The organism is Micromonospora matsumotoense, assembly GCF_900091525.1.
Lineage (GTDB): Bacteria > Actinomycetota > Actinomycetes > Mycobacteriales > Micromonosporaceae > Micromonospora > Micromonospora matsumotoensis.
In genome coordinates this window covers 689,180-701,915 of sequence record NZ_FMCU01000002.1, presented here as the reverse complement: position 1 = coordinate 701,915, position 12,736 = coordinate 689,180, and the positions used below count along the sequence as shown (strand labels likewise).

Genomic DNA, 12,736 nt, shown 5'->3' with positions numbered 1-12,736 from the left:
CGCCGCTCAAACAGCCCACCCGCGTGGCGCGGTCAGTGGTGGCGCAACGACTGCCGCACGATGCCGCCGACCAGGGCGCACCAGGTGTCGGTGGAGACCCGGCCGGTGCGGGGCAGCCCGTGCAGACCCTGGAGGTCCTGGACGGCCCTGCGGGTGGCGGGGTCGAACCCGCCGGTGACGGTGACCTCGGCGTATCCCTTCCAGTTCAGGATGAACTGCACCGCCTGCACGGGCAGGCCGGTGGCGTCGCGGTCCAGTGCGGGCGCGAGGGTCTCCCAGGTGGGGGCGGTCAGGGTGGCGTCCACGTCGACCGGGATGCCGTTGCGGGCCTGCCAGTCGCCGACCGCGGCGACGGTGGCGGCGTCGAACGTGCCGCTCGGGGTGACCGGGTAGCCCCGGTAGGCGAGCAGGTACTGGGCGACCTGGACGGTGGGGGAGTTGACGAAGCGCCACAGGTCCGGCCAGCGGCGGGCCGGCACCTCGGACAGGCGGGTGCCGAGCCGGCGGAAGACCTGCCGGCGGACGCCGGGGAAGAGGCGGTAGAACTGCGCGCCGGGGCAGAGCGTGGCGCGGAAGTCCCAGTGGCCGAAGATGTCGTGGGCGTGCAGCCCGTACTGCCGGCAGATGGTGGTGCAGAGCCGGACCAGCGAGTCGAGCAGGTCCGGTGGCGGGGTGTCGGTGACGTAGGTGCCCTCGTTCTCGATGCCGATGGCCCGACCGTTCTCGCCGGGGCAGTGCGCCGAGATCATCTGCCGGTCGCCGGCCCGCAGCCGGTCCAGGCTGCCGTGCCGTCCCTCCAGGACGTACCCGCCCCGGCTGACGGTGAAGTGCTGGCCGGTGTCGGACCAGCCGTTGCCGTCCATGTGCAGGTCCTGGCAGTCGTGGGCCAGCGTGACCGCCTGTTCCCGGGAGTGGTCGGTGACGTTCGGGAAGGCCATGTGGTGCACGATGATCTTGTTGGTCGGGATCGTGCTGACCGACAGCGGGTCGGCGGGCGGCCGGGCGTCCCACTCGTCGCAGCCGATGATCCAGTCCAGGTCCGTGCCGGGGGTTGCCCGGGCCACACCCGGCAGGGCCAGTTCGGACCCGACGACCGCGACGGTCGCCGCGCCGAGGCCGGCCCGCAGCAGGGTACGTCGGTCGAGTGCGGGGCGTACGTCGGACATGGCATCTCCTCGGCGGCCGGCGGCGCTGACGACGAATGTGAAAACTAGCTCCGTTGAGCAAGCATGAAGTGGAGGATATTGCCAGGGCGGCGGTCGGCGCTAGAGGGCGCCATCGATCGATTCTGCCCGTCTTCAAGGCGTGCCGGGCGGAACTGTCCGAATTTCCTGCCGTCGGTGCGGTGGTCCCGAGTCGGCTGCTCAGTCGGCGGCGGCGCACCGGTCGAGCGCGGCCAGCAGGTGCCGCCGGGTCGCCACCGTGCCGAAGTGACCCGCCCCCTCGACCACCTGCAACTGCGAACCCGGCCAGGCCCGGTGCAGCGCCCAGGCCGTGGTCAGCGGGCCGCCCAGGTCGACCCGGCCGTGGATCAGCACCCCCGGGATGCCGGCGAGCCGGCCGGCCTGCCGGATCAGCTCACCCTCGGCCAGCCAGGCCCCCTGGGAGAAGTAGCGCGCGCAGATCCGCACCATCGCGGTCCGGTCCGCCGACGGGCGGTCACCGTACGGGTTGCCCACCCCCTCGGCGGAGACCACCGCGTCCTCCCAGGCGCACCAGTCCCGCACCGCCCGTTCGCGTACCGCCGGGTCCGGGTCCTCCACCAGCCGGGCGTACGCGCCGACCACATCGTCGTCCGGGCCGACGCCACCGCCGGCGAGGAACCGTTCCCACTCGCGGGGGAAGTACCGTCCGACGCCCCGGTAGAGCCAGTCGATCTCCGAGCGGCGGGTGGTGGTGACGGCGGCGATGACGATCGCCGACACCCGTTCCGGGTGCCGCTGCGCGTACGCCAGTAGCAGCGTCGAGCCCCACGAGCCGCCGTAGAGCAGCCACCGGTCGACGCCCAGGTGCGCGCGGAGCCGCTCCATGTCGGCGATCAGGTGCGCGGTGGTGTTGTGCCGCAGATCGGTGGTCGGGTCACCGGCGTGCGGGGTGCTGCGCCCGCAGTTGCGCTGGTCGAAAAGGATCACCCGGTAGCGGTCCGGGTCGAAGTAGCGCCGGGCCAACGGGCCGCAGCCGGAGCCCGGTCCACCGTGGACGACCAGCGCGGGCCGGCCAGCCGGGTTGCCGCACACCTCCCAGTAGACCCGGTTGCCGTCGCCGACGTCGAGCATTCCGTGGTCGTACGGCTCGATCGGCGGGTACCGCTCGTCCATCGGTGGGCCTCCCCGGGGCGTGAGATACAACAGCGCTGTTACAATACGGCATGGCTGACGAACCGTCCGACCCCGCACTGCTCGGCACCCGGCTGCGCCACCTGCTGGAGCTGCTCGACGGCGACGTCGCCGCCGGCTATGCCGACCTCGGACTGACCGGCTTCCGACCCCGCTACACCCCGGTGCTGATCGCGCTGGACCGGCTCGGGTCGGCGTCGATCCGTACCCTGGCCGAGGCGACCGGGGTGACCCACTCCGCCGCCAGCCAGACCGTCGCCCGGATGACGGCCGACGGGCTGGTCACCCTCGCTCCCGGCACCGACGCCCGGCAACGCGTCGTCACCCCCACCGACCGGGCCCGGGACCTGCTGCCCGTCCTGCACGCCGAGTACGCGGCCACCGTCACCGCCGCCCGCCGGTTCGAGGCGGAGCTGGCGTACCCGCTGAGCCGGCTCGTCGACGAGGCGCTGGCGGCGCTGCGGCAGCGGTCGATGCGGCAGCGGATCGCCGACGTCGCCCCCGACCTGGTCCCCGCCGGCCCCACCGACGGCGGCCCGGTCACCCCGCCTGACGACCGTAGCCGGCACCGGGGTGACCGGAACTAATCTCCGGGGACAGACGTCCGGACGCGAGAAAACACCCGTTGCGCCGATTCACCGCAGCTCGCCCCGGGTGAGAATGATCAGTGTGGCCCTGACCTGTGACCAGTCCCGACGGACCGGAAAGGCCGGCGGGTGACCGGCGACTGGCGGTTGTCCGGCTACACCCCGGTACGGCAGCTCGGCGCGGGCACGTCCGGCCGGGTGCTGCTCGCCACCCACGACGCCACCGGCACCCCGGTCGCCATCCGCTACCTCCCGCCGTCCCTCGGCGACGATCCCGCCTTCCGGATGGCCTTCCGGGAGCAGGCGCGACTGCTGGTCGAGGTGGACGACCCGTACGTCTGCCGCCTCTTCGAGTACGCCGAGACGCACTCGGCCGCCGCGATCGTGACCGAACTGGTCGACGGGGTGACGCTGCGCCACCTGCTGCGCGCGCACGGGCCCATCGGGCCGGAGGCCGCGCTCTGCATCCTCAAGGGTTCCCTCGCCGGGCTCGCCGCCGCGCACGCGCGGGGCGTGGTGCACCGCGACCACCGGCCGGAGAACGTCCTCGTCACGGGCGACGGCTGGCCCAAGCTCACCGGATTCGGCCTCGCCCCGCCGGCCGGCAACCCCGACCACCTGGCCCCCGAGCAGTGGACCGGTGCTCCCGCCGAGCCGGCCGGTGACATCTACGCCGCCACCGCGACGTTCTTCGAGTGCCTCACCGGCCGGCCCCCCTACGACGGTCGGGACCTGGCCACCCTGCGCGCGCAGCACAGCGCCGCCCCGATCCCGGGCACCCCGACCCCCGCCCCCGTGCACGACCTGCTCCACCACGGGCTGGCCTGGTGCCCCGCCGACCGCACCCAGCCCGCCGAGATCTTCCTCGCCGAGCTGGAACACACCGCCGCCCGCTCGTACGGCGGGGACTGGGAGGAGCGGGGCCGACGTCAGCTGGCCCAGCGGGTCGCGCTGCTCGCCGCGTTCCTCCCCTTCCCCGACGGTGCGCCCGCGCACCCCGACCCGGCTGCCGTCGACCCGGCCGCCGAGCCGCGCCCCGGCTACCGGCGCGGCGGCACCCGCAACGCCCTGGTCGGGGTCGGGCTGACCACAGCCCTGCTGGTCGGTGTCGTCGGGCTGGGTTACGTCGCCCGCCGGCCCGGGTCGTTCACCCTCGCCGACGGGGCCGCCGGGCCGGGCGCCACCGCCGCCGCCACCCGCAGCCCCGCGCCGCTCGCTGCCGCGCCGGCCATCAGCGTGGTGCCGCCGGAGCCGAGCCGCAGCCCCAACCCGGCGGCGACCACCACCGGCCCGCCGCCCACCACCGCCCCCGCCCGGTCGGTCGCCGCGACCACCACCCGGGTACGCACCCCGGGCCCCACGCCACCGGCCACGGCCATCAGCCCGCTGCTGCCCCCCGACGTGTTCCCACCGACGGTGTCGTCCCTGGACGCCAGCTCGGCCACTGTGGAGCCGAAGGGCTGCGCCGACGCGGTCACCTCGACCACGGTCACCGCCACGGTCGTCGACGACCGGGCCGCCGGCGACCTGCTCCGGGTGTCGTTCCGCTACACCCTCGACGGGACCACCCGCACCGTCGCCATGGCCCGGACCGGTCCGGATGCCTACCAGGGCACCCTCGGCGACCTGCCGACGCCCGCCTCGGTCACCAGGATCGCGGTCCAGGTGATCGCCGTCGACGACGCCGGCAACGCCTCGGCGCCCGCCGGCCCGGTGGTGGTGTCCCTGCTGCCCGCCTGCACGTCGGACTGACCGGCCGATCCCCACCGGAGTTTCCGGCGGCCCGGCCGGGGGTAGCTTCGGGGGTCGACCGACTGACGGTGGAGGAACACGGATGACAGACAACTTCGGCGACGCAGCGGGTGACGCCCTCCGCGCGGTGCTGCTCTTCCTGCCCAAGGCGGTCGCCTTCGCGGCGATCCTGGTGGCCGGCTGGTTGATCGCGAAGGCCGTCCGCAAGATCGTCGACAGGGTGCTGGACCGGGTGCACTTCGACCGGGCCGTCGAGCGCGGCGGCATCAAGACCGCGTTGGCCCGCTCCCGCTACGACGCCAGCGACATCGTCGCCAAGCTCGCCTACTACGGCGTGCTGCTGGTGACCCTCCAACTCGCCTTCGGCATCTGGGGGCCCAACCCGATCTCCGACCTCATCGCCGGGGTGATCGCCTGGTTGCCCCGGGCGTTCGTCGCGATCGTCATCGTGGTGGTCGCCGCCGCGATCGCCAACGCGGTCAAGGACATCATCAGCAGCGCGCTCGGTGGCCTGTCCTACGGCCGGGTGCTGGCCAACATCGCCTCCGTGTTCATCCTCGGGCTGGGGGTGATCGCCGCGCTCAATCAGATCGGTGTCGCCACCGCGGTCACCACGCCGGTGCTGATCGCCGTCCTCGCCACCGTCGGCGGCATCCTCGTCGTCGGGGTCGGCGGCGGTCTGATCCGTCCGATGCAGGCCCGCTGGGAGTCCTGGCTGACCCGTGCCGAGCAGGAGTCCCGCACCATCGCCACCCACGCGCGCGCCTACCAGGCGGGGCGGCGGGACGTCGAGGCCCGGCTGAGCCCGTACGCGGAGGCCGAGCGCACCCCGTCGGTGCCCACCGTCGTCGCGCCCACCCCGCCGACGCCGCGGGACGACGACGCCGAGCGTACCCAGGTGGTGACCCGCCCCGACGACGTCGAGGCGACCCAGGTCGTGCCGCGACCCGACGAGGCGGAGCAGACCCAGGTCGTGTCCCGTCCTGCCGACGGGGAACCGACCCCACCCGTAACCCCGGGCCCGCACGCGACCGACGCGTCCGGCGTTCCGGTGCCGCGCCAGGCCGGCCCGGTCGACGGGTCCACCACCGACAGTGAGGCCACCATGGTCATCCCCCCGCTCGACCCGGGCATGCCCCGCCGTTGACCGGGCGCAGGCGGCGGGGCGGGACCGGACGGTCCCGCCCCGCCGCCGTTGCACCTCCGCCGGGGCCGCGCTCCGGACCGGGTCGGGCTAGCATCGGCGCATGACCTGGCGATGTTGATCCGGCCCTGAAGGCCGAAACCGCGGGCCGCCGCGGACGCCGTACCTCCCGCGTCCGTTCCGTCCCGTGGAAAGGCCCTGATGACCCTCACCTGCTCGCGGGTGCCCGACACCCGTGTCCGCCGGCTGTCGACCATGCTCTACTGCTACCTGTTCCTCAGCGACCTCGTGCTGCTCTACCCGGTGTACGTCCTGCTGTTCGGCGACATCGGCCTCACCGTCGGTCAGATCTCCGGGCTCTTCGTGCTCTGGTCGGTGACCGCGATCGTGCTGGAGGTCCCGTCCGGGGCCTGGGCCGACACCGTCTCCCGCCGCCTGCTGCTCTGCCTCGCGCCGCTGCTCACCGGGGCCTGCTTCGCGCTGTGGGTGCTGACGCCGTCGTGGTGGGCGTTCGCGCTCGGCTTCGTCCTCTGGGGGGCAGCCGGCGCGCTCGGCTCCGGCGCCCTGGAGGCGTTGGTCTACACCGAACTCGACCGGCTCGGCGCTGCCGGCCGGTATGCCCGCACGATGGGTCGCGCCCGGACCGCCGGGGTGCTCGGCGTGCTCGCCTCGCTCGGCCTGGCCGGCCCGGTCCTCGCCGTCGGTGGATACCCGGCGGTCGGCGCGGCGAGCGTGCTGTCCGGTGTGCTCGCCGCCGCCGTGGCCACCCGGTTCCCGGAACACCGCCCCGCCGTGCCCGCCCCGCTGCCACCCACCGGCCCGACCGCGTCGCCGGACGGCGTGCCCGACGGGGTGGGGGCCGAGCAGGGCTGGTGGGTGAGCCTGCGCACCGGCCTCACCGAGGCGCGCGCCGACCGGCGGGTACGGGCGGCCGTGCTGCTCGTCCCGGCGGTGACGGCGGTCTGGGGCACCCTCGACGAGTACACCCCGCTGCTGGCCCGCGGCACCGGCGTCCCGGCGTCCACGGTGCCGCTGCTGCTCCTGCCGGTCTGGCTCGGGATGACCGTCGGCGGTCTGCTCGCCCCGACGGCGGAGCGACTGTCCACCCGGGGGTACGCGGCGTTGCTCGTCCTGGCCGTGGTCGCGCTGGTCGGCGGGGCCGCCGTCCGACATCCCGGTGGCTTCGTGCTGCTCGGCGTGGCGTTCTGCGCCCTGCAACTGGCCACCGTGCTCGCCGACGCCCGGTTGCAGGCCCGGATCACCGGCCCGGGGCGGGCCACCGTCACCTCGGTCGCCGGGATGGGCACCGACCTGGCGATGATCGTCGCCTACGGCGGTTACGCGGTGGTCGCCGCGTCGGCCGGGCACCCGGCGGCGTTCATGGTGGCGGCCGTGCCCTACCTGCTGGTCGCCGCCGCGTTGCTGGTGTCGGGGCGGTCCGGTGCGGTGCCGCAGGCCCGCCCGCCGGCACGGGTGGTTTCGTGAGCCGGCACCGCGGCGGCGGGCGGGCGGCGTCGGACGCGTTGCCGAAGGGCCGACGCCCGCCGCCGGGGCCCGGGCCCCGGCGGCGGGGCGGCGCTGCCGGGATCAGCGCGGTAGCGCGTCCAGGTAGACCCAGCTGCCGTCCTCCCGGACGAACCGGCTGTGCTCGTCCACGATGCCCGGCTGTCCGGCGTCCCGGTAGTGGGCGCGGAACGCCACCGTGCCGGTGCTGTCGAGCAGGCCGCCGCGGGTGCGGTCGACGATCTCCAACCGGGTCCACCGCTGGGCGGGGTCGAGTCGCAGCCGGCTCGGCCGGGTGCGGGAGTGCCAGCTGCGCAACAGGTAGCCGGGGTCGCCGACGGCGAAGGCGCTGAACCTGGACCGCATCAACGCCTCCGCCGTCGGGGCCGCGCCGTCGCCCCGGTGCAGGGGCCCGCAGCAGTCGTCGTACGGCAGGCCGGTGCCACAGGGGCAGGACCGCCGGGATGCGTGTTTGGCCACGACGTCCATCCTGCCGCATGCCCCACGAACCGGGCCGACCCCCGTGGTGGGGGTCGGCCCGGTTCGTGTGTGGGTCAGGAGGTGTAGCCGCGGGTGGCGATCCAGTCGGCGAGGTTGTCGACGCTGATCCGGTAGGCGGCGGTGTCGGGGTTGGCGGAGTCGGCGATGGTGACGGTCTTTCCGTTGTCGCGGTAGCCGACGACGCTGATGTAGTGGCCGCCTTCGAAGGCGTGGGTGTTGCCGTCGGTGTCGGTGGCGGTGCCGGCGATGTTGGCGACCACGGCCCGGCCGTCGTCCACGGTGCGGACGATGTCGGCACGCAACTCGTCGGTCTGCTTGTCGTCGGCCTTGGTGCTGCGGATCTCGGTGCTTTCGTAGGCCTTGCGGCCGGTTTCCTTGTTCAGGACGGGGGTGATGTCGTTGATGCTGTTGGTGCCGTCCTCGGTGGTGCCCATGACCTTGGCCATGGCGTCTACGTCGATGTTCTTGCCCTGGACGGTCAGGGCGTTGCGGGTGGCGGCGGGGCCGCAGTAGTAGAAGTTGGGCTGGGCGGCGTAGTCGACCTTCAGTTCACGCTCGCCGTGGGGCTTGCGGTCGGTCTGCACCGACGCGGTGGGGGTGGCGGCGTGGGCGGTGTGGGCGGCGGTGAGGGGGCCGGCGATGGCGCCGGTGGTGAAGGCGAGGCCGGCGGCGGTGAGGGCGGTCTTGCGGATCAGATCGGTACGCATGGTGGCGTGCTCCTCTGGTCGGGGGTGTGGCGGACGCCCAGAGGGGGATGGGCGTCGCCGGGAGGGGGAAGTCCGGGTGGGGATCGGCCCGGCGGTCGGGGGGACCTGCGCGGGTGTCCGAGGGGGTGTAACCAGCCCGGTGGCGACCGCATTCCGTGGTCGGTGTTCCGGGGCCGTCTCCCGGGGGAGTGGCGGTGGTATGCCAGGTATAACGCCGTGGCCCCGGCGGCGATTCCGTCGTGGGGGTGGCCCCGACCACGGGACACCGGGCCCGGAACCGGACGCGCCGGTGGTCACCACACCACCGCCCGGCAGCGGAATCGGACACCGGCGGCGGGCACCCGTCCCCAGGATCACCGCCCCGACCGGGGCCGGCTGGAAGCCCGCCTGGACGAGTGGCCGGTGGACCGCGCCGCCGTCCGCCCACGGGACGACGCCGCCGCCCCGCCCCGACCGACCCCGTGCGGGGTCGAAACGGACATTCGGCGCGATGGGGCGGAGTCGCCCCGGCCGCAGGGTCAGAGCCGGCCCGCGGGGTCAGAGCCAGCCGGAGCGGCGGAACATCCGGTGCAGGGTGAACGCCGCCGTCGCCATCAGCGCCAGCGCGGCCGGGTAGCCGTACCGCCAGGACAGTTCGGGCATCCGGGCGAAGTTCATCCCGTAGACGCCGGCCACCGCGGTCTGGGTGGCGGCGATCGCCGCCCACGCCGCGATCTTGCGCATGTCGTTGTTCTGGTCGACCGCGAGCTGGGTCAGCCGGGACTGGAGGATCGAGTTGAGCAGTTCGTCGTAGGAGGTGATCCGGTCGACGGCCCGGGTCAACCGGCCCTCCACGTCGACGTACCAGCGGCGCAGCCCCGCAGGAGGGCCGCCGTCCGGGCCGGAGACCAGGGCGCGCAGCGGCTCCTGGAGCGGCAGCACCGCCCGCTTGAACTCCACCAACTCCCGTTTGAGCTGGTAGATCTGCTGGATGTCGGCGTTGCGGTCGGGGGCGAAGACGCTCTCCTCGACCCGTTCCAGGTCCTGCTCGAGGTGGGCGGCGACCTCCAGGTAGAGGTCGACCATCCGGGCGGTCACCGCGTACGCCACCGCCCACGGGCCCTCGGCGAGCAGTGACGGGCGGCCCTGGATCTCGCGGCGGACCGGCGCGAGGGCGCCGGAGGCGCCGTGCCGGACGGTGACCACGAACCGGTCGCCGAGCAGCACCATCACGTCACCGGTGTCCACCACCTCGGAGGTCGCGGTCAGCTCCCCCTCGGCGACGTAGGCGGCGGTGCGCAGCACCAGCAGGGTGACCGGGCCGTGCCGTTGCACGGTGGGCCGGTGCCCGTCGGTGAGGGCCTGTGCGACGGTCAGCTCGTCGAGGCCGAAGACCTGCCCGACGGCGGCGAGCACCGCCGCGCCCGGGTCGTGCAGTCCCAACCAGACGAACGCGTTGCGGCTGCGCCGGGCCCGGGCGTACGCGTCGGCGTAGTGCAGCCGGCCGGTCTCCCGGCGGCCGTTGACATAGACCGCGCAGTCGACGACGGCATCCGGGTTGACCCGTCGGGTGGCGCCGGTGGCGGTCTCCCCGGCCTGTCGGCGCAGCCGGCCGACCAGGGTGTGGAGCCGGGGCCCGAGCAGGGTCGTCAGCGCTCGCCGCTCCACCGCGTACCTCCGCCTCGCCGCCCGTCCGCCGGCCCACCGTAGTAGGCCGGCGCGACAGTGGTGCGGTCGGGCGGCGGTCAGCCGACGGCGGTGGCCCGCACGACGATGTTGTCGGAGTAGTCGCGGGACCGTTCGTCGAACCGTCCCCCGCAGGTGACCAGGCGCAACGCCGGCCCGGGTCCGCCCGGTCCATAGACCAGCGCGGTGGGGAAGCTCCGCTTCGGGTACGTGCCGACCCCGTCGACCGCGAAGGTCACCGCCCGCCCGTCGGCGCGGGTGACCCGGACGGTGTCGCCGGGGCGAAGCCGCCCGAGATCGAAGAAGACCGCCGGCCCGTCCCGGGTGTCGACGTGTCCGACGACGACGGCGTTGCCCGCCTCGCCGGGGCTGGCCCCGGGCCGGTACCAGCCGGCGACGGCGGGAGCGTCCAGTGGGGGCACCTCCAGGGTGCCGTTCGGGTCGCCGGCCACCGGCACCAGTTCCGCGTGTACGCCGATGGCCGCGATGTCGATGCGGACCGGCGTCGAGCGGGGCAGGGCCGGGATCGGGGAGCGGCTGCTGTTGCCGCCGCTGACGTCGATGCTCGGCTGGGGTGGCCCGACCGGTCCGATGGTCAGTCCGGCGGCGATCAGGGCGATCCCGGCGGTGCCGCTGACCGTGACCGCCGTGACGGCGGTACGGGTCCGGACCGCCCACTCGGGTACGCGCATCGCCCGTCCTCCCCGACGTCCGATGTGGTCGGGTGCCCGTACCGGTTCGCGCCGGTGCGGGCACCCGTCCCAGGGTTGGTGTGGCTCGTCGTCAGGCGACCCGGTGTCGGTCCGGCCGGGGTCGCCGCCAACCGTCAGGCGACGGTGGTCGCCGCCCGGCGTCGGCGGCGCAGCAGCACGGTGGTGCCGAGCGCGGCGGCCCCGGCGAGTGCGCCACCGGCGGCCAGCAGGCCGGTGTTGCCGGTGCCGCCGCCACCACCGGCGGGTGCCGCGCCGATCGGTGTGACGGCGAAGGTGGCGCTGCCGGCGGCACTGCCGTCACCGCAGGTGGCGGCGACGGTGTAGCTGCCCAGGGTGAAGCCGGCGGTGAAGAGTTCGGCGCTCAGCCCACCGCCTGCGGCGGCGGTGGTGGAGCGGACGTTCTGGTCCCGGTCCGGGCCGGTGACGTGGAAGAGCACGTCACCCGACTTCGGGTTGCAGGTCGTCGCGGTGAGCACGACCGTTCCGCCGACCGGGGTGCTGGCCGGTGACACCGTGGTGTCCGCGAGCGCTGCTGTAGGGAGCAGGAGCGTGCCGAGTCCCACGCCGAGCGCCGTCGATACGAGAACCTTCTGTGCCTTCATATGCGTCTTCCCTCACTTTTCGTCCGCTGTCTGCGTGGGACGTCGTTCGGGTGGCCAACTCCGTAACTCACCGGTGTGGCCAACACTAGGAGGGTTGACCCCCCGTACCGGGGTAAATGAGAAATCTTCGTTGCCGTCACGTGTTTTCCCCCGCGCCGCAGAGCGGCGGAAATGCCGGGACAGTGCGGACACCCCGCCCCGACTACAGCCCAGCCTCCTAGGATGCCGTAGCCGAGGTGACCCGCCGCGCACGCCACAAACCACTCCCACCACCGAAAAGCTGCCGCCTCCCGCAGGAGCAGGAGGCGGCAGCGACCCCGGCGGGAGGTCAGCGGCGGCGGGCCTGGAGGGTGTAGGTCTGGGGGAGCCGCCACGGGCGTTCGGTCAGTCGCCACTCACCGTGCGCGTCGCGGACCTGCCGCCCCGGCAGCGCGTCCCATGGGGCGCTGTCGTGCTCGTGCAGCATGGTCAGCTCCAGTCCGGCGTCGAGCAGGGCGGTGACCACCTCCCCGAGCCCGTGGTTCCACTCGTGCGTGGTGTTGTGCGTGAAGATCGCCTCGGTGCTCACGTAGGTGCCACCCTCGGTCCAGACCACCGGCTCGGTGCGCTCGAAGTACGGCTGGTCGACCACCAGCAGACCGTCCGGGCGGGTCTCGTCGAGGGCCCACAGCATCGGGTGCCCCTCGCGCAGGAACAGTCGCCCGCCGGGACGCAGCAGGGCGGCGACCACGCCGGCCCAGCGGCGGATGTCCGGCAGCCAGCACAGCGCGCCGATGCCGGTGTACACCAGGTCGAAACCGCCGCCGAGGACGTCGGGCGCGTCGTAGACGTCGGCCTGGACGAAGTCGACGGCCGCGCCGGTGCGGTCGGCCAGCGACCGGGCCTGGGTCAGCGAGGCGCCGGAGAAGTCCAGCCCGGTCATCCGCGCGCCGAGCCGGTGCAGCGACACGGTGTCGGTGCCGATGTGGCACTGCAGGTGCACGCCGCGCAACCCGGCCACGTCACCGAGGCGGGGCAGGTCGAACCGGACCACCTCGCTGAGGTGGGCGGGGTCCGCGGCGAAACGCTCCACGGCGTAGTCCGGCGAGGCGGCGTGGGCGGCGGCCCGGTCGTCCCAGCTGGCCCGGTTGAGGGTGCGGTAGTCGGTGCCGGGCCGACCGGGGCCCGGATCGTCGTTGTCAGTCACCGGCTGACAGTGGCAGATGCCGGTGGCCCGCTCAACGGCA

General features: G+C 74.1%; 11 protein-coding genes and 1 pseudogene. 4 read left to right on the top strand and 8 right to left on the bottom strand.

What is annotated here, in order from left to right:
• Positions 1-32: 32 nt before the first annotated feature.
• The gene (locus tag GA0070216_RS06790; protein WP_091240580.1) at positions 33-1,166 is read right to left on the bottom strand and encodes a peptidoglycan recognition protein family protein; all 1,134 of its coding nucleotides are present in this window, start codon (positions 1,164-1,166) and stop codon (positions 33-35) included.
• A gap of 198 nt (positions 1,167-1,364) precedes the next feature.
• Positions 1,365-2,318 carry a prolyl aminopeptidase gene (gene pip / locus GA0070216_RS06785; RefSeq protein ID WP_091240576.1) on the bottom strand — a complete coding sequence of 318 codons (954 nt, stop codon included), beginning with the start codon at positions 2,316-2,318 and terminating at the stop codon, positions 1,365-1,367.
• Positions 2,319-2,368: 50 nt separating this feature from the next.
• Between pip and GA0070216_RS06780 the strand changes: the two genes are divergently transcribed.
• From GA0070216_RS06780 to GA0070216_RS06765, 4 genes and pseudogenes are all read left to right on the top strand, one after another.
• Positions 2,369-2,923, top strand: coding sequence for a MarR family winged helix-turn-helix transcriptional regulator (locus GA0070216_RS06780; RefSeq protein WP_091240574.1), 555 nt, complete (start codon positions 2,369-2,371; stop codon positions 2,921-2,923).
• A gap of 129 nt (positions 2,924-3,052) precedes the next feature.
• The gene (locus GA0070216_RS06775) at positions 3,053-4,675 is read left to right on the top strand and encodes a serine/threonine-protein kinase (protein WP_091240570.1); all 1,623 of its coding nucleotides are present in this window, start codon (positions 3,053-3,055) and stop codon (positions 4,673-4,675) included.
• 82 nt (positions 4,676-4,757) lie between these two features.
• Positions 4,758-5,504 (top strand): annotated as a pseudogene (locus GA0070216_RS06770) (membrane protein); the annotation flags it as partial.
• Between the two features lie 516 nt (positions 5,505-6,020).
• The gene (locus GA0070216_RS06765; protein WP_091240562.1) at positions 6,021-7,304 is read left to right on the top strand and encodes an MFS transporter; all 1,284 of its coding nucleotides are present in this window, start codon (positions 6,021-6,023) and stop codon (positions 7,302-7,304) included.
• A gap of 102 nt (positions 7,305-7,406) precedes the next feature.
• On the opposite strand, the gene GA0070216_RS06760 is transcribed toward GA0070216_RS06765, so the two are convergent.
• The 6 genes from GA0070216_RS06760 to GA0070216_RS06735 all read right to left on the bottom strand — a co-directional run bounded on the left by GA0070216_RS06760 (position 7,407) and on the right by GA0070216_RS06735 (position 12,696).
• A complete protein-coding gene (locus GA0070216_RS06760; RefSeq protein WP_245722339.1) occupies positions 7,407-7,802 on the bottom strand; it encodes a YchJ family protein in 396 nt (131 codons plus the stop codon).
• A gap of 74 nt (positions 7,803-7,876) precedes the next feature.
• On the bottom strand, positions 7,877-8,530 hold the full coding sequence (locus GA0070216_RS06755) for a C39 family peptidase (RefSeq protein ID WP_091240555.1): 654 nt from the start codon (positions 8,528-8,530) through the stop codon (positions 7,877-7,879).
• Between the two features lie 537 nt (positions 8,531-9,067).
• Complete coding sequence (locus tag GA0070216_RS06750; protein ID WP_091240552.1) at positions 9,068-10,177, bottom strand: magnesium and cobalt transport protein CorA; 1,110 nt, start codon at positions 10,175-10,177, stop codon at positions 9,068-9,070.
• A gap of 77 nt (positions 10,178-10,254) precedes the next feature.
• Positions 10,255-10,887, bottom strand: coding sequence for a class F sortase (locus GA0070216_RS06745; RefSeq protein WP_091240548.1), 633 nt, complete (start codon positions 10,885-10,887; stop codon positions 10,255-10,257).
• A gap of 134 nt (positions 10,888-11,021) precedes the next feature.
• The gene (locus tag GA0070216_RS06740) at positions 11,022-11,510 is read right to left on the bottom strand and encodes a hypothetical protein (protein ID WP_091240544.1); all 489 of its coding nucleotides are present in this window, start codon (positions 11,508-11,510) and stop codon (positions 11,022-11,024) included.
• A gap of 328 nt (positions 11,511-11,838) precedes the next feature.
• Entirely contained in the window at positions 11,839-12,696 is an 858-nt protein-coding gene (locus GA0070216_RS06735; protein WP_091240541.1) for a class I SAM-dependent methyltransferase, read from the bottom strand.
• Between the last annotated feature and the right edge of the window lie 40 nt (positions 12,697-12,736).